The sequence below is a fragment of the Mesorhizobium sp. M0227 genome (genome assembly GCF_040321855.1).
Classification (GTDB): domain Bacteria; phylum Pseudomonadota; class Alphaproteobacteria; order Rhizobiales; family Rhizobiaceae; genus Mesorhizobium.
Map to the genome: position 1 here is coordinate 143,807 of NZ_JAMYSJ010000006.1, position 17,628 is coordinate 161,434.

19 protein-coding genes are annotated in these 17,628 nt (G+C 61.5%); 13 read left to right on the forward strand and 6 right to left on the reverse strand.

Annotated elements, in window-relative coordinates:
* Positions 1–23 precede the first annotated feature (23 nt).
* From NKJ00_RS11030 to NKJ00_RS11040, 3 genes are all read left to right on the forward strand, one after another.
* Positions 24–1,673: an ABC transporter substrate-binding protein gene (locus NKJ00_RS11030; RefSeq protein WP_352611653.1), complete on the forward strand. Its 1,650-nt coding sequence runs from the start codon at positions 24–26 to the stop codon at positions 1,671–1,673.
* 96 nt (positions 1,674–1,769) lie between these two features.
* Positions 1,770–2,249, forward strand: coding sequence for a DUF3828 domain-containing protein (locus tag NKJ00_RS11035; protein ID WP_352611654.1), 480 nt, complete (start codon positions 1,770–1,772; stop codon positions 2,247–2,249).
* Between the two features lie 4 nt (positions 2,250–2,253).
* A complete protein-coding gene (locus NKJ00_RS11040; protein WP_352629715.1) occupies positions 2,254–2,865 on the forward strand; it encodes a hypothetical protein in 612 nt (203 codons plus the stop codon).
* Positions 2,866–2,874: 9 nt separating this feature from the next.
* Here NKJ00_RS11040 and queF read toward each other — a convergent pair whose 3' ends face one another.
* Positions 2,875–3,336, reverse strand: coding sequence for a preQ(1) synthase (gene queF / locus NKJ00_RS11045; protein ID WP_010915503.1), 462 nt, complete (start codon positions 3,334–3,336; stop codon positions 2,875–2,877).
* A 101-nt stretch (positions 3,337–3,437) separates the two neighbouring features.
* Here queF and NKJ00_RS11050 point away from each other — a divergent pair, with 101 nt between their 5' ends.
* Entirely contained in the window at positions 3,438–5,483 is a 2,046-nt protein-coding gene (locus NKJ00_RS11050) for an NADH:flavin oxidoreductase (protein ID WP_023813573.1), read from the forward strand.
* Between the two features lie 143 nt (positions 5,484–5,626).
* On the opposite strand, the gene NKJ00_RS11055 is transcribed toward NKJ00_RS11050, so the two are convergent.
* Positions 5,627–6,034: a hypothetical protein gene (locus tag NKJ00_RS11055; protein ID WP_127258021.1), complete on the reverse strand. Its 408-nt coding sequence runs from the start codon at positions 6,032–6,034 to the stop codon at positions 5,627–5,629.
* A 115-nt stretch (positions 6,035–6,149) separates the two neighbouring features.
* Between NKJ00_RS11055 and NKJ00_RS11060 the strand changes: the two genes are divergently transcribed.
* The 3 genes from NKJ00_RS11060 to NKJ00_RS11070 all read left to right on the forward strand — a co-directional run bounded on the left by NKJ00_RS11060 (position 6,150) and on the right by NKJ00_RS11070 (position 7,353).
* The gene (locus tag NKJ00_RS11060; RefSeq protein ID WP_128305073.1) at positions 6,150–6,575 is read left to right on the forward strand and encodes a MarR family winged helix-turn-helix transcriptional regulator; all 426 of its coding nucleotides are present in this window, start codon (positions 6,150–6,152) and stop codon (positions 6,573–6,575) included.
* Between the two features lie 77 nt (positions 6,576–6,652).
* Positions 6,653–6,895 (forward strand): type II toxin-antitoxin system Phd/YefM family antitoxin, encoded by a 243-nt coding sequence (locus NKJ00_RS11065; protein ID WP_023813576.1) that lies wholly within the window; start codon positions 6,653–6,655, stop codon positions 6,893–6,895.
* Between the two features lie 8 nt (positions 6,896–6,903).
* Positions 6,904–7,353: a type II toxin-antitoxin system VapC family toxin gene (locus tag NKJ00_RS11070; protein ID WP_023813577.1), complete on the forward strand. Its 450-nt coding sequence runs from the start codon at positions 6,904–6,906 to the stop codon at positions 7,351–7,353.
* Here NKJ00_RS11070 and NKJ00_RS11075 read toward each other — a convergent pair.
* Together NKJ00_RS11075 and NKJ00_RS11080 are read right to left on the reverse strand one after the other, a co-directional pair.
* Positions 7,341–8,081, reverse strand: coding sequence for a polysaccharide deacetylase family protein (locus NKJ00_RS11075; protein ID WP_352442452.1), 741 nt, complete (start codon positions 8,079–8,081; stop codon positions 7,341–7,343). The two genes, NKJ00_RS11070 and NKJ00_RS11075, sit on opposite strands and share 13 nt — an antisense overlap.
* A gap of 133 nt (positions 8,082–8,214) precedes the next feature.
* On the reverse strand, positions 8,215–10,281 hold the full coding sequence (locus NKJ00_RS11080; RefSeq protein ID WP_352629716.1) for a putative bifunctional diguanylate cyclase/phosphodiesterase: 2,067 nt from the start codon (positions 10,279–10,281) through the stop codon (positions 8,215–8,217).
* Positions 10,282–10,611: 330 nt separating this feature from the next.
* Here NKJ00_RS11080 and NKJ00_RS11085 point away from each other — a divergent pair, with 330 nt between their 5' ends.
* Positions 10,612–11,799 carry a glycine C-acetyltransferase gene (locus tag NKJ00_RS11085; protein WP_128305076.1) on the forward strand — a complete coding sequence of 396 codons (1,188 nt, stop codon included), beginning with the start codon at positions 10,612–10,614 and terminating at the stop codon, positions 11,797–11,799.
* A 52-nt stretch (positions 11,800–11,851) separates the two neighbouring features.
* Positions 11,852–12,886 carry an L-threonine 3-dehydrogenase gene (gene tdh / locus NKJ00_RS11090; protein ID WP_352629719.1) on the forward strand — a complete coding sequence of 345 codons (1,035 nt, stop codon included), beginning with the start codon at positions 11,852–11,854 and terminating at the stop codon, positions 12,884–12,886.
* Between the two features lie 8 nt (positions 12,887–12,894).
* Here the strand turns inward: tdh and NKJ00_RS11095 are convergent, their stop codons facing one another.
* Positions 12,895–13,401, reverse strand: a complete 507-nt coding sequence (locus NKJ00_RS11095; RefSeq protein WP_352629721.1) for a DUF2380 domain-containing protein — start codon at positions 13,399–13,401, stop codon at positions 12,895–12,897.
* A gap of 75 nt (positions 13,402–13,476) precedes the next feature.
* Complete coding sequence (locus NKJ00_RS11100) at positions 13,477–14,025, reverse strand: MarR family winged helix-turn-helix transcriptional regulator (RefSeq protein WP_023813582.1); 549 nt, start codon at positions 14,023–14,025, stop codon at positions 13,477–13,479.
* Between the two features lie 87 nt (positions 14,026–14,112).
* On the opposite strand from NKJ00_RS11100, the gene hmgA reads away from it, so the two are divergent.
* Genes hmgA through NKJ00_RS11120 form a run of 4 tightly spaced genes read left to right on the forward strand, consistent with a single transcriptional unit; the run spans position 14,113 to position 17,627 of the window.
* Entirely contained in the window at positions 14,113–15,426 is a 1,314-nt protein-coding gene (gene hmgA / locus NKJ00_RS11105) for a homogentisate 1,2-dioxygenase (protein ID WP_352629724.1), read from the forward strand.
* 11 nt (positions 15,427–15,437) lie between these two features.
* Complete coding sequence (locus tag NKJ00_RS11110) at positions 15,438–16,325, forward strand: MBL fold metallo-hydrolase (protein WP_352629818.1); 888 nt, start codon at positions 15,438–15,440, stop codon at positions 16,323–16,325.
* Positions 16,322–17,335, forward strand: coding sequence for a fumarylacetoacetate hydrolase family protein (locus NKJ00_RS11115; protein ID WP_352629726.1), 1,014 nt, complete (start codon positions 16,322–16,324; stop codon positions 17,333–17,335). Before NKJ00_RS11110 ends, NKJ00_RS11115 begins: the two co-directional genes overlap by 4 nt.
* 4 nt (positions 17,336–17,339) lie before the next feature.
* Positions 17,340–17,627 (forward strand): hypothetical protein, encoded by a 288-nt coding sequence (locus tag NKJ00_RS11120; RefSeq protein ID WP_023813586.1) that lies wholly within the window; start codon positions 17,340–17,342, stop codon positions 17,625–17,627.
* Position 17,628 lies beyond the last annotated feature (1 nt).

The window sequence follows — 17,628 nt, forward strand, 5'->3', positions numbered from 1 at the left end:
AGGGAACCAGACGGGAGGAAAAAATGGCATTCTTCAGAAGCAGTGGTGATCGCGTGCCGAGCGCTATCGAGGCAATGGCGATCGAAGCACGCGCGGGTCGTGTCGACCGGCGCGAGTTTCTGGCGCTGGCAAGCGCCTTCGGCGCATCGACGGCGCTTGCCTATGGCATGATCGGCCTTGCCGTGCCGGATCGGGCCTTGGCCGAAGAGCCGAAGAAAGGCGGAACGCTGCGCGTCTCGATGTCGGTGAAGGGACAGAAGGATCCGCGCACTTACGACTGGGTGGAACTGGCGAACATTTCGCGTTGCTGGCTGGAGCCGCTTGTCCGCTATACCAGGCAGTTCACCTTCGAGCCGGTTCTGCTCGAAAGCTGGGATATCAATGACGACGCCACCGAATATGTGCTGCATGTGCGCAAGGGCATCACATGGAACAACGGCGATGCCTTCAACGCCGATGACGTCGCTCACAATCTGACGCGCTGGTGCGAGAAGAATGTCGCCGGCAATTCCATGGCCGCCCGTGTCGGCGCGCTGATCGACACAAAGACCGGCAAGGCCAGGGATGGTGCGATCACCAAGGTCGACGACAACACGGTCAAGCTGAAGCTAAGCGAACCAGACATTTCACTGATCCCGAATTTCACCGACTATCCGGCGCTCGTCGTCCATCGCAGCTTCGATGCCGATGGTGCCGATCCGATCAAGAAGCCGATCGGCACGGGACCGTTCGAACTGGTCTCCTACGATGTCGGCCAGAAGGCGGTCGTCAAGCGTCGTGAGAATGGCAAATGGTGGGGTGGTGAAGCGCCGCTCGACAGCGTCGAGTTCATCGACTACGGCACCGATTTCAACGCCACCGTTAACGCGTTCGAATCGGGTGAGATCGACCTCAATTTCGAGTCGCCCGCCGACTTCATCGACATTCTCGACAAGATGGATCTGGTGAAATCGGAGGTGGCGACGGCGACGACGCTGGTTGCCCGCACCAACATCACTCACAAGCCCTATGACGACAAGCGGGTGCGCAACGCCTTGCAAATGGCCGTCGACAACAATGCGGTCCTCCAACTTGGTTATGCCGGGCGAGGCACCCCTGGTGAAAACCACCACGTTGCCCCGATCCATCCGGAATACTATCCGCTGCCCAAGAAGACACGCGACGCCGCCGGCGCCAAGAAGCTGATGGCGGAAGCCGGACAGGCTGACTTCGAGCATGAGCTGATCACCATCGAGGACGATTGGCAGAAGAATACCGGCGACGCCATTGCCGGCCAGCTGCGCGATGCCGGGATCAAGGTGAAGCGCACGGTGCTGCCGGGTTCGACCTTCTGGAACGACTGGACGAAATATCCCTATTCGATGACGATCTGGTACATGCGTCCGCTTGGCGTCCAGGTGCTGGCGCTCGGCTATCGCACCGGCGAGGCCTGGAATGAATCGGCATATTCCAACCCCGATTTCGACGCCAAGCTCAAGCAGGCGCTATCGCTCATCGACGTGGAGAAACGACGCGAGGTCATGAAGGATGTCGAGCAGATCCTGCAGGATTCGGGCGTCATTATTCAGCCATTCTGGCAGAAGCTCTACAGCCATCAGTACAAGAAGGTGAAGAACTATGGTGTCCACCAGACATTCGAGATGGACCTTCAAAACGTCTGGCTGGACGGCTGAAACAAGGCGCGGCAGGACTTCATGAGCCGCAAAAAAGCCGATATGCAGGATACGTGGTACTGATAGGCTCAAGCCATCAAAAGCCGGAGATTCTGCATGAGACTGACAGTGCTCGTTGCCGCCCTTTCGATAGCCCTGCCGGCCGCCGCCGTCGCCGGACCGGCATCCGACGCGGTGAAGTTCTTCTATGTCCCGGCGGTCAAGTTCGAGGCCGACGAACAATATCGGGACCGGTTCACCGAACCGGTGACGAAACTGTTCGAGCTGAACGACCAGGCAACGAAGAAGAACCCGGACCAGGTCGCCTGCATCGATTTCGATCCTGGTCTCGACGCCCAGGATTTCGATCAGAAAACCGTCTCGAAAACGCTGAAACTGTCTGAGAAGCTGGATGGCGATAACGCACAGGTCACGGCAACCTTCGGCCTGTTCTCCGAGGGCGACGATTCCAAGCGTGAAATGCTCTGGTCGCTCAAGAAGATCGACGGCAAGTGGAAGATATCGGACATCGCTTCCAAGACCAGCGACTGGACGCTCAGTGCGCTGGAATGCATGGCCGGCCAGACGCCGGAGTGAAGCGATGGCCCATCGCCGGTTCCTGGCACTGTCGGGTGTGTGCCTGCTGGCGGCTCTGAGCGGCGCCGCCGCGCAAGGCCTGTTGGGTGCGCCGCCGGCAAACGCCCCGGCCGGCACCCAGCCGGGCGACAGCGGGGCACCGCCCGCAAATGCACCCGGAACCGGGGTGGAACCGGCAACGCCGCCGGTTGGATGGTCGCCAGCCGAAGCCGCGCCGGCCGCACCGATCCAGCCGGGCTCGCCGACCGCTGTGGTGCGGCCGTTTTACGATCAGGTCGGGCTGGAGATCGATCCAGCCGAGCGAAGCCATTTCATCGACCCGGCCAAAACCGTGCTCGACAAGAGCGACGCCTTGCGCAAATCCGGGCAGGGCGTGTGCCTCGACCCCAACATGGCGCTCGATAATGCCGATTACGACAAGGCCGAGATCGACAAGAGCCTGAAGACGCTCGAGGCGATCAACGGCGACCAGGCCAAGGTCATCGTCGCCTTCGTCATATCGGGCAACCCGCACCGGCTGGAATGGAAATTCAAGAGGGTCGACGGCGACTGGAAGATATCGGACCTGCTGTCGGTGACCGGCGAATGGGCACTCAGCCAATATCAGTGCGAATGATGGGCGAGCTCAACCCCGCCCGCGATAGGGCGCCACCCCGGTGTCGGGCAGCCAGGCGCCTTCGGGCGGAGCGCCCGTTTGCCAGAACACATCGATCGGAATGCCGCCGCGTGGATACCAATAGCCGCCTATGCGCAACCACAGCGGCTTGGTTGCCGCCACGATGCGGCGGCCGATCATGACGGTGCAGTCTTCATGGAAGGCGCCATGGTTGCGAAACGAGGTCATGAACAGCTTGAGCGACTTCGATTCCACCAGAGCCGCATCGGGTGCGTAGTCGATGACGATATGGGCGAAGTCCGGCTGGCCGGTGACGGGGCACAGCGAGGTGAATTCCGGACAGGTGAAGCGCACGATCGCCGGCGGTCCGTCACCACGCGAAAACGGTACGGTCTCCAGGACCGCTGCTTCGGGGCTTTGTGGCGTCTCGACGTGCGCGCCGAGCTGGGTGAGGGTTTTGGTGTCGATCATGGGCGCAATCCTTGTCGCATGCGCCCGGAGTGCGTGCGGGACGACATGCTTGAAAACGAATTTTGCCGCTCATTAGCACAATTTGAAACCGCAGGAAGACGATGACCAGCAACGATCCGCTTCTCCAGCCCTACCAGCTCAAACATTTGACGCTGAAGAACCGGGTCATGTCGACCAGCCATGAGCCGGCCTATTCCGAGGACGGCATGCCGAAACAGCGCTACCGGCTCTACCATGCAGAGAAGGCCAAGGGCGGCATGGCGCTGACCATGACCGCCGGCTCGGCGATCGTCTCGCGCGACAGCCCGGCCGCCTTCGGCAATCTGCATGTCTATGACGACAGGATCGTGCCGTGGCTGGCCGAGCTCGCCGACGCCTGCCACGAGCACGACTGCAAGGTGATGATCCAGATCACCCATCTCGGCCGCCGTACCGGCTGGAACAAGGCCGACTGGCTGCCGGTGCTCTCGGCCTCGCCGGTGCGTGAGCCGGCGCATCGCGCATTCCCGAAGACGATCGAGGACTGGGACATCGAGCGCATCGTCGCCGACTATGCTTCGGCCGCCCAGCGCTGCGAGGCCGCCGGCCTCGACGGCATCGAGTTCGAATCCTACGGCCATCTCATGGACGGCTTCTGGTCGCCGGCCACCAACCATCGCGACGACGAATTCGGCGGCTCGCTGGACAATCGCCTGCGCTTCACCAACATGGTGCTCGATGCCGTGCGGGCAGCTGTCGGCGACAAATTCGTCGTCGGCATCCGCATGGTCGCCGACGAAGATTTCGAAAAAGGCCTGTCGAAGGCGGAGGGGATCGAAATCGCCAGGCGGCTGGCGGGCTCCGGCAAGGTCGATTTCCTCAACATCATTCGTGGCTCGATCGAGAGCGATGCGGCGCTGACCAAGGTCATCCCGGTAACCGGCATGCGCTCTTCGCCGCATCTTGATTTCGCCGGAGAGGTGAGGGCGGCGACGAAATTCCCGACCTTCCACGCGGCGCGCATATCCGACGTGGCCACCGCACGCCACGCCATCGCCACCGGCAAGCTCGACATGGTCGGCATGACCCGCGCCCATATCGCCGATCCGCACATCATCAAAAAGGTGATGGAGGGGCGCGAGCATGAGATCCGCCCGTGCGTGGGCGCCACCTATTGTCTCGACCGCATCTATGAGGGCGGCGAAGCGCTTTGCGTCCACAATGCCGCGACCGGCCGCGAGGCCGAAATCCCGCATATCATCGTCAAGACCGAAGGACCGAAGCAGAAAATCGTGGTCGTCGGAGCCGGCGCCGGCGGGCTGGAGGTTGCGCGGGTCGCGGCCGAGCGCGGCCACAAGGTGATGGTGCTTGAAGCATCGAGCCAGGCCGGCGGCCAGGTGCGATTGGCGACGCAGAACCCGCGCCGCAAGGAACTGATCGGTATCATCGACTGGCGGCTGGCTGAACTCGACCGGCTCGGCGTCGAGATCCGCTACGACACTTGGGCGGAAAAAGACGATGTCCTGGCGCTGTCGCCCGATGTGGTGGTGGTCGCTACCGGCGGCCTGCCGCAGAACCCGCCGCTGACGGCCGGCGACAACCTTGTCACCTCGAGTTGGGACATCATGGCCAGCAGCGTCAAGCCGGCCGAAAATGTGCTGCTCTATGACGACAATGGCGGCCATCAGGGCATGGGCGCCGCCGAACTGATCGCCAATGCCGGCTCGAAACTCGAGCTTGTATCGCCGGAGCGTTTCTTTGCCCCGGAAATGGGCGGCATGAACCATGTGCCCTATATCAGGGCCTTTCAGGAAAAGGGCGTCACCATCACCATCAACACGCGGCTGCGTTCGGTGCGGCGCGAGGGCAATCAACTGATCGCAGAGCTGGCTTCGGATTTCGCCGATGGCTGGCGCGGCGAGCGCAGGGTCGACCAGGTGGTGGTCGAGCACGGTACGCTGCCGCTCGATGATCTCTACCTATCGCTAAAGCCTCTGTCGAAGAATGGCGGTGCGGTCGACTACGAACGGCTGGTGAGTGGTGGCGACATCTTTCCCAAGCGCAATCCAGAAGGCGGCTTCGTGCTGTTCCGCATCGGCGACGCGGTCGCCTCGCGCAACATCCACGCCGCCATCTATGACGGCATCAGGTTCGGCTTGCGTATCTGAAATTAGCTATTGCGAGGATCGGTGGCGCGCGGTCGGACCTGCGTACGAGAGCCCGTGTACTTCGGTCTGACCGCGCGCCCGCACGTCATTGGCTCGTCGCCAGATAACGTACGATTCTGCGAGCTTGTGCTGCGTGGCGGCGCTCAAAACATTCTGGCGGTGGCCATGCACAGCACGGTCAGCACCAGCAGCCCCCCTGCGATGCGCTCGCCTCTTGTCATCTTCGCGCGCAACTGGCTTTCCGTTGCCGCATCGGCACCGGCAAGCTGCCTGCTGGCTGAGCCCACCAGCGCGCCTTGCACGCCGGCGGCGATCAGGGCCGTCACGATGCCCAGCGCCAGCACCTTCTCCATCGAGCCGAAAACGCCCTCGTGAAAGAAATACCAGAGCAGTATGCCGGTCAGGAAAACCAGACCGGCAGCGCCCATTTGCGGCCGGAAGAACCGTTCCGCCCGGATGTCCGGGTCACGGCCGACCGCGATCGTCGTACCCGCCCAGAATACACCTGCCATGACATGAAGGCCGATAACGACGATGTAGACATATTGCATGACCGGATTTCCTCTTTAGCCCGCCATCTCTCGGTAATTAGATATCAAATGGTTAGATGTTAATGTATAAGTCGCGCCAGTTCCATCCGTGCATGACACCGTCTAGTGTCCTGCAATGACACCCTTCGAACGCCCGCCAGTCGGCATGAATCTCGGACGAACCGCCAAGCTGGTTGCCCAGGCCTTCGACGCTGCCCTGGTCGAGGCCGGTGGCACGCTGCCGGTCTGGCTCACTCTGCTGTCGGTCAAGTCGAGCAAGCTTGCCAATCAGCGTGAACTCGCCGGCATGATCGGCATCCAAGGCGCGACGTTGACCCACCATCTCAACGCGATGGAGGCGCAGGGCCTGCTGACGCGCCGCCGTGATCCCGTCAACCGCCGGGTTCATCTGGTCGAACTGACCGCGGCCGGAGAAGCGATGTTCGAGACATTGCGTAAGGCTGCGCTTTCCTTTGACAAGCGGCTGCGGGTCGGACTGTCCGACGAGCGGCTGGCGGAGTTCGCGCAGGTGCTGGCCGTGTTGCGGGCGAATGTGGGATGATCTTGGGGGGATCGACAGGCCTTGTTTGATCCGAGTTGCTCTGCTATATGACCACTCTAGTCATTTTGGAGCAAGCTATGCGCGAGATTCAGTTGAAGGATGCCAAGGCAACACTTTCAGCGGTGGTCGATCAAGCCGTCGCCGGGACGCCTGCCGTCATCACCCGTCACGGGCGCAAGCAGGCTGTCATTCTGTCTTTCGAAGACTATGAAAGGCTTTCGCGCGTGCCAAGTTTTGGACAATTGTTGGCGGCCTTCCCTGGTGACCTTGGCGATATTCCGCCTCGTTCCCGCAAACCGGCTCGCAAGGTCGCGTTGTAACGCGGTCGATGTTTCTGCTGGATACCAATATCATCTCGGCAATGGCGCCGTCCAAGAAAGCGGATCGGCATGCATTGGCGACTTGGCTCGACCAGGCGAGCAACCATCTGTTCCTGTCCGTTGTCACCGCATCTGAAGTTGCCGCTGGAATAGCGAAGGCCGAACGTGAGGGTGCGACAACAAAGGCGAACTCGCTGCGCGGCTGGTGGCAAGCGGTTCAGCACCTTTATGGAGAAAGAGTGCTTCCCTTCGATTTGCGCGCCGCGCATGCTGCCGGACTAATCCTGGATCGGGCGAGGGCGCACCGGCCTGGATTTGAAGACATAGCGATCGCTGCCACTGCCGAGGTTCATGGTTTAACGATACTGACGGACAACGAGCGTCATTTCGCGCCACTTGGTGTGCCAATGCTCAATCCGCTGAAGAGCTTGCCGTCTTTGCCGGCTCAGTCGTCGTAGCCCTGGATTGTCCCAAAAGTGTAATGGCGCAGCTTCAGAGCGGTGATCAGGTTTGTCAGCTTCGTCTTGCCGTCGAACGCGTTCTGGAACATCTCGTCATGCATCAGCAGGATCAGCTTGCCGGGCTTGACGAAGCGGCCATAGCCGAACAGGTGATCGATCTCGCTGACCAGATGATCGACGCTCTGCACCGGCTCGCCGTTGTCCTTGTGCACCCATTCATGGTCCCAGCCGTAGAGATAGAAGCCTGAGGCCGCGACAAACTCGTAATCGGGCTCTTCACGCCCCTCCTGGGCGAGGCCAAGCGAAGTGTCGTTCTTCGACATGGAGGGCAGCCTGAACACGTCGCGCCCCGGCAGTCTTGCATGCACCAGGGGCTTCAACCCGAGCACCGCGTTTGCCCGTACCATGTCGGCGACGACACCCTCGGTGTCGCCGTAAAAATGCCGGTAGTGATTGTAAGCATGGCTGTAGCTGTGGTTGCCGAGCGTCACCAAAGGAAGCTGCCTGGCACGCTGGACGAGCGCTCTGTTGGCGGCGCTAGCCTGTGCGTGCATGCCGACCATGAATAGGGTTGCAGGAACCTGCTCGGCTTCCAGCACATCGAGGATGTTGCTTGTGCCGTTCAGCGGCCCATCGTCGAAGGTAAGATAGATTATGCGATCGGCCCCTTGGGCGGGAACCGCAAAAATCAAAAGCGCCGCCAGCACAAACCGAAACGGTGTCATCGGCCCCGATATCCGGTTGCGATCACGACAAGGCCGCCATGTCCACAACGGCTTGTCAAGGCGAGCCGGTGCATGTCGCCCAAAAGTGCGCAGCGGTTTTGGGATAACGACATGCACAAACAAAAAGGCAAACCTATGCCAGGCTTCCTTGCAGCACCGTCAGCTTGGCCTTCTTGGGCATGCGGGCGGTCAGCCATTCCAGCGCCTTGTCGTGCGGCATCGGGAAGGCGATGGAGTAGCCCTGCACCTGGTCGCAGCCGATCGCCATCAGCGAATTGAGCTCGGCCTCGGTTTCGGCGCCCTCTGCGACGATCGAGATGCCAAGGCCACGCGCCAGCTCGGTGATGGCGCGGACGATCTTCGAGTTGTCGCCATTCTCATGGATGTTCTGGACGAAGCGGCGATCGATCTTCAGCCGGTCGATCTCGTTCGGGTTGACATGGCTGAGCGAAGCATAGCCGGTGCCGAAATCATCGAGTTCAAGATGGACGCCGGCTGCCCGGATGTGCCGCAGCTTGGCCGCGATGCCCGTCTTTTCGTCATCGAGGATGACGGATTCGACGATTTCCAGCGACAGTTTCTGCGGCGGCAGCCCGGCCTTTTCCAGCGTCTCGAACAAAAACACATCGAAGTCGTGCTCGCGCAGCTCGGTGCCGGAAACATTGACGGCAAGCCGTCCGAAGGCAATGCCGGCGCGATTCCATTCGGCCGCCTCGTTGATCGCCTTGGTGATGACGATGCGGCCGATCTCGGGCATGAAGCCGCATTTCTCGGCGACCGGAATGAACTCGCCGGGCGGGATCATGCCGCGCTCCGCATGGTTCCAGCGCACCAGCGCCTCGATGCCGCTGATCGTGCCGTTGGTCAGCGAGACCTGCGGCTGGAAATAGACCTGGAACGCCCGCTCCGCGATGGCGACCTTGATGTCGTGCTCGAGCTGCTTGCGATAGTCGAGTTCGCGGCGCAGCTCCTCGGAGAAGAAGGAGAAGTTGCCGCCGCCAAGCTTCTTGGCGGAGTAAAGCGCCAGATCGGCGTGGACCAGCAAATCCCCAGCATTGTCGGCGTCGATCGGATAGACCGCGATGCCGGCGCTGGCGCCTGGGAGAATGGTCGTGCCCTGGAAGACGATCGGCTCGTTGATGTGTGCCAGGATGCGCCGCGCCAGCATATTGATGTCTTCGGTGCCGCCGGCGCCGCCGAGGATCATGACGAACTCGTCGCCGCCCAGGCGCACGCACAGATCCGACGCCCGGCAGGAATCGCGCATGCGCTGTGCCGTGACGACCAGCACATAGTCGCCGGCGGCGTGGCCGAGCGTATCGTTGATCTGCTTGAATCGGTCGAGATCGAGCTGGACGACGGCAAGGCGTTCGCGACGCCGGTGCGTGCCCTTGATCAGCGTGTCGAAATGATCGGTCAGGAACGTGCGGTTGTGCAGGCCAGTGAGGCCGTCATGCACCGCGATGAAGGCCATGGAATTGCGCGCGTCGATCAATTCATGTGTCTTGCGCAGGATGGCGTTCGACATCGGCCTGAAGATGAACAGCGCCACCAGTATGATGACGCCGATTGTGGCGTAGAACAGCGTGCGGTGGAGAGCGAGCAGCTTCTCGGAGCGGTCGTCGGCGTCGGCAGTGATGCGCTGGCCAAGCGCGGCATAGCCCGACAAGGTCGCATTGGCGACAGAGGCGTCGAGATTGACGCGTTCGCCGCCGCCCTTGTAACCGCCATTGCCGCTGAATTGCGATTCATAGGCCGAGATCAGGCGGTCGCCATTGGCGATCAGCCCGACCGAGAAATAGTCGAGGTGGAAGGGCTTGGCGAAAAGGACGCTTTCGATCGACTTCGGGTCAAGCTTGGCCGGCGATTGCGGATCGGCTCCCGTCTGATCGAGCAGCAGGTCGTAGTTCGTCTCGAACTCCGCCGTTGCCTGCTTGAGCGCGCTGACCAGCGCCGGTTGCTTGTCGCGTGAACCGGCACCCGTTGCGCTGGCAAGGAAGACGATGCGCTGCGACAGCGTCTTTTGCGTGCTGACGATGTCGAGCAAGGTGTGGTTGTGCTGCTGGGTGGCCATCATCTGCTGCAGCAGGATGAAGGAAGCTATCACCATGGCCGCAATGATCAGCAGGGCCAGCCAATAGCCAGCCTTGATCAGCAGTATGAGCTTGCCTGAAACGGTTTGCACCGGCTGCTGCGACATTTTCGGGGGCGGCCCTCTCGCCTACGGATTCTTGCCTAAAGATTCTTGTATGAGCACCATTGAACTGCAAACGTTAACAGGACCGGAAATCGACGGCTGCCCGGCGAGGGGCGGCTGTCGAAAGATCGCGAAATGGTTATCGGCTCGTTTAGCGCCGTACCGGCATTTGAGCGGTCATCGGCCAGAACCCTTTGTCGCGGCGTCGTTCCGCGGCTGCATGATGATCGACATCGGGCCCGCATCGTGCTGCTTGCCACCGGTCCGGTCGTTTTTGCGATGGATTTTTCGCGCGGACGAGACGACAGTCAGCCCACATCAACGAGGCCGACCATGACCGCAGCATTCCTCTCCCACATCGACAGCGAACTCGTGGGGCTCAAATCGGCAGGCCTCTACAAGTCGGAGCGGGTGATCACTTCGACGCAGTCGGCCGAGATCGAGGTTGGCGGCGACAAGGTGCTGAATTTCTGTGCCAACAACTATCTCGGCCTCGCCGATAGCGCCGATTTGCGCAATGCTGCCAAGCAGGCGCTCGACCGCTATGGCTACGGGATGGCATCGGTGCGCTTTATCTGCGGCACGCAGGAAGAGCACAAGCAGCTCGAATCCACGATTTCCTCTTTCCTCGGCATGGAAGACACCATCCTCTACGGCTCCTGTTTCGATGCCAATGGCGGCCTGTTCGAGACGCTGCTGGGCGAGGAAGACGCCATTATCTCGGATGCCTTGAATCATGCCTCGATCATCGATGGCGTGAGGCTGTCGAAGGCCAAACGTTTCCGCTACGCCAACAACGATATGGCCGATCTCGAGGCGCGACTGAAAGAAGCCCGGGACTGCCGCTTCCGGTTGATCGCCACCGACGGCGTGTTTTCGATGGATGGCATCATCGCCAATCTCAGGGGTGTCTGCGACCTCGCCGAGAAATACGACGCCATGGTGATGGTCGACGACAGCCATGCCGTCGGCTTCGTCGGCCAGAACGGCCGCGGCTCGGCCGAGCATTGCGGCGTCGAGGGCAGGGTCGACATCATCACCGGGACGCTCGGCAAGGCGCTCGGCGGCGCGTCGGGCGGTTATACATCAGGCAAGAGCCAGGTGGTCGACTGGCTGCGCCAGCGCTCGCGGCCCTACCTCTTCTCCAACACGCTGATGCCGGCGATCGCCGGCGCTTCGATCAAGGTGTTCGAACTGATCAAGGACGGCGATGGGCTGCGCGACAAACTCTACGACAATGCGGCGCGCTTCCGGTCGCAGATGGGCAAACTCGGCTTCACGCTGGCCGGAGCCGATCATCCGATCATCCCGGTGATGCTGGGTGATGCCAGCCTGGCGCAGGAGATGGCGGCGCGCATGCTGAAGCGCGGCATCTATGTCATCGGCTTCTCCTTCCCGGTGGTGCCGAAAGGGCAGGCCCGCATCCGCACGCAGATGTCGGCGGCCCATTCCAGCGCCGATATCGACCGCGCGGTGGAAGCGTTTGCCGCCGTCGGGCGCGAACTCGGCGTCATTTCCTGACAGGCCAGAATCGAAAAGCGATTCCGGATCAAGAGATTCAAGGGACAAAAGCATGTCGAACATGATGAAGGCGCTGGTGAAGGCCAAGGCCGAACCGGGCATCTGGATGGAAGAGGTGCCGGTGCCGGAAATCGGCCCCAACGACGTGCTGATCAAGATCAAGAAGACGGCGATCTGCGGCACCGACGTGCATATCTACAATTGGGACCAGTGGGCGCAGAAGACGGTGCCGGTTCCGATGGTGACTGGTCACGAATTCGTCGGCACCGTTGCCGATTTCGGCACCGCGGTCACCGAATACAAGGTCGGCCAGCGTGTGTCGGGCGAAGGCCACATCGTTTGCGGTCATTGCCGCAACTGCCGCGCTGGGCGAGGGCATCTCTGCCGCAACACGCTCGGTGTCGGCGTCAACCGTCCCGGCGCCTTCGGCGAGTATCTGGCGATCCCGCAGCACAATGTCGTACCGATCCCCGATGATGTGCCCGACGAGATCGCCGCGATCTTCGATCCGCTGGGCAATGCCGTTCACACCGCATTGTCCTTTGATCTGGTCGGCGAGGATGTGCTGGTGACCGGCGCCGGGCCGATCGGCATCATGGGCGCGCTCGTCGCCCAATGCGTCGGCGCGCGCAAAGTGGTCATCACCGACATCAACCCGGTGCGGCTGGCGCTGGCCAAGAAACTCGGCGTCCAGCATGTCGTCGACGCCTCGAAGGAAAAGCTGCGGGAAATCATGCCGGCGCTTGGCATGACCGAAGGCTTTGACGTCGGCCTCGAAATGTCGGGCGCCGCTCCCGCCTTCCGCGACATGATCGACACCATGAACAATGGCGGCAAGATCGCCATTCTGGGCATCGCGCCGACCGGCTTCGAGATCGACTGGAACAAGGTCATCTTCAAGATGCTGCATCTCAAGGGCATCTACGGCCGCGAGATGTTCGAAACCTGGTACAAGATGATCGCGCTTGTGCAGGGCCCGCTGGATGTCTCCGGCCTGATCACGCACCGCATCGGCATCGACGATTTCCAAGCCGGCTTCGATGCGATGCGCAGCGGCAGTTCCGGCAAGGTGGTGATGGACTGGTAGATGCCGCCCTACCGCAGAATTCTGTTTTTCATCAGCCATTTCACGGAGCGGGGCCACGCGTAGTTCGCACCCATGCGAAGATCGGTAAACCCCTCCGAAACATGTCTCCCGGTTTCGGCGTCAAGGATGCGAATGAACATAGTATGTTCTGTTCGGTTGACGCGCGTTACGACGCCAAGCAAGGCAAGCGCCGCGCCGTGCTCCTTGGCAATCGGGCCTTCACAACCAGCGCAGTTGCGCAATCCGTGCGGCGCAGCAGCCTGTGTATCCCTCGCCGGCACATCAATTACTGTAAAACGCCCAGACTGAGAGAGCATGTCCCTCGCAACTTGTGCCGATTCCGACAGATAGCGCCTGTCATATTCATCCGGGGGAATTATTCCCGCCCCGGCGCTCTTATCCTCCAATTCGAAAGGGAACACTTCGATCGACATCGGCTTTGTCTGCTGGGCCTGCGCAAATGTGCAGGTGCCTACAAGCAGCGTCACCAGGACACTTAATGTGCGAATGCTCATCGTAGTCCTCCCGTCGGTGTGATGGGCATTATACGCGGCCTGACAACGCAAATCACGATCAAATCGAAGGCAATGCTATGCTTTGGCTGTGGTGGGAGCTCCCACGCAGTCTCGCTCGAACTCCGTCGTCCAGAGTGATTGGCTTGATCTTGGACTAGCTAGGGACCAGGCATTGGTCTCCAATGCAGCCAGTCCGCTGGTGATCGCCGCGCGCTCTTCAGCACTTAATCTTGCCAGCAAATCCCGTTCGAACGCCTTCGCCAGCGGCACCATCTCGCGATAGGCGGCAAGCCCCGTTCCGGTCAGCGTCAGATGTTCGATACGGCGGTCTTTTTCGTCCGGTTTTCGCGTCAGCCAGCGACGCCGTTCGAGTTCGGCGACAGCGCGCGAAACCTTTGTCTTGTGCATGGCCGACTGTTCGCCCAACGCCGTCGCCGTCATCGTGCCACGCTGTCCGAGCCCGGCCAGCGTGCGCCATTCGGGACGCGTGAGGCCGTGACGATCCTTGTATATCCTCGAGAATTCCCGGCTGACGGCCTCGGCAAGCCGGTGGAGCCGGTAGGGCAGGAAATTTTCCAGATTGAGAATTTCAGGCGCGTCGGACGCTTCGCTCTTGATCACCATTTTTCAAAGCCGCCATTGATGGTTACATTTTCAATGGTTACAAATGAAACCAGTTTGGTCAATGGATATCCATTTCGGGAGGAAGCAATGGCCTTTTCCTATATGCCGGGCTTCGGCAACGACTTCGAAACCGAGACGCTGCCCGGTTCGCTGCCGCAAGGACGGAATTCGCCGCAGCGGCCGGCCTACGGTCTTTACGCCGAGCAGCTTTCGGGCTCGCCCTTCACCGCGCCGCGCGGCACCAATGAGCGCTCCTGGCTGTATCGCATCCGACCGAGCGTCAAGCACACTGGGCGTTTCAAGGCGGCCAGCTATCCCTTGTGGAAGACCGCTCCCAATGTCGGCGATCATGAACTGGCGCTTGGCCAGTATCGCTGGAATCCGGTGCCGATGCCGAAGGAGCCGACCGATTTTATCAAGGGCATGCGCAGCATCACCACCGCTGGCGACGTGCTCGGGCAAACAGGCATGGCAGCGCATGTCTACGTCGCCAACCGTTCGATGGTCGACGATCATTTCTTCAACGCCGACGGCGAGTTGCTGGTCGTGCCGCAGGTCGGCGCATTGCGCTTCGTCACCGAGATGGGCGTCATCGAGCTGCGGCCCGGCGAGATCGCGGTGCTGCCACGCGGTCTGGTCTTCAAGGTCGAGCTGGTCGACAAGGAAGTCCGCGGCTACGTCTGCGAGAACTACGGCGCCAAGTTGACGCTGCCCGACCGCGGCCCGATCGGCGCCAACTGCCTTGCCAACCCACGCGATTTCAAGACGCCTTGTGCCTGGTTCGAGGAGAAGGAAACGCTGTGTCGGCTGACGGTGAAATGGTGCGGCAATTTCCATGTCACCGAGATCAGCCATTCGCCGCTGGACGTCGTTGCCTGGCACGGCAATTACGCGCCATACAAATATGATCTGGCGACCTTTTCGCCGGTCGGAGCGCTGCTGTTCGACCATCCCGACCCATCGATCTTCACGGTGCTGACCGCGCCGAGCGGCGAGGAGGGCACCGCCAATATCGACTTCGTCATCTTCCCGCCGCGCTGGCTGGTGGCCGAGGATACGTTCCGGCCGCCCTGGTATCACCGTAACATCATGAGCGAGTTCATGGGCCTGATCCACGGCCAGTACGACGCCAAGGAAGAAGGCTTTGTGCCCGGCGGCATCAGTCTGCACAATCTGATGCTGGCCCATGGGCCGGATGCGCCTGGCTTCGAAAAGGCCTCGCGCGCGGACCTGAAACCGGTCAAGCTCGACAACACCATGGCGTTCATGTTCGAAACCCGATTTCCGCAGATGCTGACCCGCTACGGCGCCGAACTCGAAACCCGGCAGGACAATTACATCGACTGCTGGGCGGATCTGAAGAAGCGTTTCAACGGCACGCCCGAGGGCGACTGGTCTTGAGCACCGAGCCAATGCCGGATCGGTTGGTGATTTTGGGCTCGAAGGGTGGTCCGGCATTGCGGCCGGGTGGTCCATGGCCGAGCTCGTCGCTGCTGCAGATGGGCGGCCGCTGCATCGTCGTCGATTGCGGCCTTGGCGTCACGCGGGGTCTCGTCGATGCCGGCATCAGCCTGAAATCGCTCGACCTGATCTTCATCACGCATCTGCATTCCGATCACGTGCTGGAGCTGGGGCCGCTGATCCACACCGCCTGGACGGCGGGTCTGGCGGCGCCGGTCCACGTGTTCGGTCCGCCCGGCACGGATCATTATTGGCAGCGCTTTTGCCAGGCGATGGAGTTCGATATCGAAATCCGCATCGTCGACGAGGGCCGGCCGGATATTCGAGACCTGGTTTCGATCGTCGAATTCGGCGAAGGCCAGGTGCTCGAGCAGGGCGGCTTGACGGTTTCGGCGCTGCGCGTCGAGCATCCGCCGGTGACCGACTGTTTTGCCCTGCGCTTCGAACACGGCGGGAAAAGCGTGGTGTTCTCCGCTGACACGGCCTTCTATCCGCCGCTCGCGGAGTTCGCCCGGAGTGCGGATATCCTCGTCCATGAAGCCATGCTGGAGCAAGGCATCGAGCGGCTGGTGGCCAGGACCGGCAATGGCGCGCGGCTGAAAGGCCATCTGCTCGCGAGCCACAGCTTTGCCGAAGAGGCCGGCAGCATCGCCAGCGATGCCGGGGTGAAGAGGTTGGTGCTCAACCACCTCATTCCGGCCGACGATCCCGGGATCGGCGAGGCCGACTGGACTGACGCTGTCAGGAAAACATGGGCCGGCGACTTGACGATCGCCCGCGACGGCCTTGTTGTGGAGTTAAGCAGCGAGAAAGCTGCACAAGGAGAGGAAACTGCATGAAGCTTGCCACATTGAAGGACGGGACGCGCGACGGAAAACTCGTCGTCGTCTCGCGCGACTTGACACGCTTCACCGACGCCTCGTTCCTGGTGCGCACGCTGCAGGCGGCGCTCGACGACTGGCGCCGCATCGCCCCGCATCTCGCGACAATAGCGGAATCGCTTGAGAACAATGCGGTGCCGGCGGAGCGCTTCCACGAGCATGACGCCCACTCGCCGCTGCCGCGCGCCTATCAATGGGCCGACGGCTCGGCTTACGTGAATCATGTCGAGCTGGTGCGCAAAGCGCGCGGCGCCGAGATGCCGGCAAGCTTCTGGACCGACCCGCTGATCTACCAGGGCGGCTCGGACGCCTTCATTCCGCCACGTGACCCGATCCGCATGGCTGACGAAGGCTTCGGCATCGACATGGAGGGCGAGGTCGCCGTCATTGTCGACGACGTGCCGATGGGCGCCACTCTCGAAGAAGCGCGCGCTGCGATCCGGCTGGTCATGCTGGTCAATGACGTCACGCTGCGCGCGCTGACGGGGCCGGAGCTGGCGAAGGGATTCGGGTTTTTCCAGTCAAAACCGTCCTCGGCGTTTTCGCCTGTCGCGGTCACGCCGGACGAATTGGGTGACACCTGGGATGGCGGCAAGGTCAGCCTGCCGCTGCTCGCCGATCTCAACGGCAGGCCGTTCGGCCGCGCCAATGCCGGTATCGACATGACCTTTAATTTTCCGGCGCTGATCGTTCACGCCGCCAAGACCAGGCCGCTTGCCGCCGGCACGATCATCGGTTCCGGCACCGTCTCCAACAAGCTCGACGGCGGACCGGGCAAGCCTGTCTCGGCCGGTGGCGCCGGCTATTCCTGCATCGCCGAACTGCGCGTGATCGAGACCATTGTGTCAGGCGAAGCCAAAACGCCGTTCCTGCGCTTCGGCGACACGGTGCGCATCGAGATGAAGAACAAGACCGGGCATTCGATATTCGGCGCCATCGAGCAGAAGGTCGAGAAATACGAGAGGTGAGGGCATGACCGGGGTCTATCTGCTGGCCGGTGTCTGGGCACTCGCTATACTGGCGGTCTTCATCCAGGCGATCCGGCTGAGTTACCGCATCGAGGCGCGCTCGCCTGACCTGACCAACCGCGGCGGCTTTCCGCGCAAGGCGATGATGTTCCACACCATCACCAACATGAAAGTCGCGCGGGATGAGGAGACGCAAGCCATGCGTCGGCGCATGAACGGGCTGCTGCTGATCGTTCTTGCCGGATTCGCGATCATGGGGGCAGGCTTGCATCTGGTGCGGGCAGGGGGATGAT

Excerpts from the sequence above, each read along its gene's own strand:
- NKJ00_RS11030 (WP_352611653.1), top strand. The coding sequence starts at position 24 with ATGGCATTCTTCAGAAGCAGTGGTGATCGCGTGCCGAGCGCTATCGAG.
- NKJ00_RS11035 (WP_352611654.1), top strand. The coding sequence starts at position 1,770 with ATGAGACTGACAGTGCTCGTTGCCGCCCTTTCGATAGCCCTGCCGGCC.
- NKJ00_RS11040 (WP_352629715.1), top strand. The coding sequence starts at position 2,254 with ATGGCCCATCGCCGGTTCCTGGCACTGTCGGGTGTGTGCCTGCTGGCG.
- queF (WP_010915503.1), bottom strand. The coding sequence starts at position 3,336 with ATGATCGACACCAAAACCCTCACCCAGCTCGGCGCGCACGTCGAGACG.
- NKJ00_RS11050 (WP_023813573.1), top strand. The coding sequence starts at position 3,438 with ATGACCAGCAACGATCCGCTTCTCCAGCCCTACCAGCTCAAACATTTG.
- NKJ00_RS11055 (WP_127258021.1), bottom strand. The coding sequence starts at position 6,034 with ATGCAATATGTCTACATCGTCGTTATCGGCCTTCATGTCATGGCAGGT.
- NKJ00_RS11060 (WP_128305073.1), top strand. The coding sequence starts at position 6,150 with ATGACACCCTTCGAACGCCCGCCAGTCGGCATGAATCTCGGACGAACC.
- NKJ00_RS11065 (WP_023813576.1), top strand. The coding sequence starts at position 6,653 with ATGCGCGAGATTCAGTTGAAGGATGCCAAGGCAACACTTTCAGCGGTG.
- NKJ00_RS11070 (WP_023813577.1), top strand. The coding sequence starts at position 6,904 with ATGTTTCTGCTGGATACCAATATCATCTCGGCAATGGCGCCGTCCAAG.
- NKJ00_RS11075 (WP_352442452.1), bottom strand. The coding sequence starts at position 8,081 with ATGACACCGTTTCGGTTTGTGCTGGCGGCGCTTTTGATTTTTGCGGTT.
- NKJ00_RS11080 (WP_352629716.1), bottom strand. The coding sequence starts at position 10,281 with ATGTCGCAGCAGCCGGTGCAAACCGTTTCAGGCAAGCTCATACTGCTG.
- NKJ00_RS11085 (WP_128305076.1), top strand. The coding sequence starts at position 10,612 with ATGACCGCAGCATTCCTCTCCCACATCGACAGCGAACTCGTGGGGCTC.
- tdh (WP_352629719.1), top strand. The coding sequence starts at position 11,852 with ATGTCGAACATGATGAAGGCGCTGGTGAAGGCCAAGGCCGAACCGGGC.
- NKJ00_RS11095 (WP_352629721.1), bottom strand. The coding sequence starts at position 13,401 with ATGAGCATTCGCACATTAAGTGTCCTGGTGACGCTGCTTGTAGGCACC.
- NKJ00_RS11100 (WP_023813582.1), bottom strand. The coding sequence starts at position 14,025 with ATGGTGATCAAGAGCGAAGCGTCCGACGCGCCTGAAATTCTCAATCTG.
- hmgA (WP_352629724.1), top strand. The coding sequence starts at position 14,113 with ATGGCCTTTTCCTATATGCCGGGCTTCGGCAACGACTTCGAAACCGAG.
- NKJ00_RS11110 (WP_352629818.1), top strand. The coding sequence starts at position 15,438 with ATGCCGGATCGGTTGGTGATTTTGGGCTCGAAGGGTGGTCCGGCATTG.
- NKJ00_RS11115 (WP_352629726.1), top strand. The coding sequence starts at position 16,322 with ATGAAGCTTGCCACATTGAAGGACGGGACGCGCGACGGAAAACTCGTC.
- NKJ00_RS11120 (WP_023813586.1), top strand. The coding sequence starts at position 17,340 with ATGACCGGGGTCTATCTGCTGGCCGGTGTCTGGGCACTCGCTATACTG.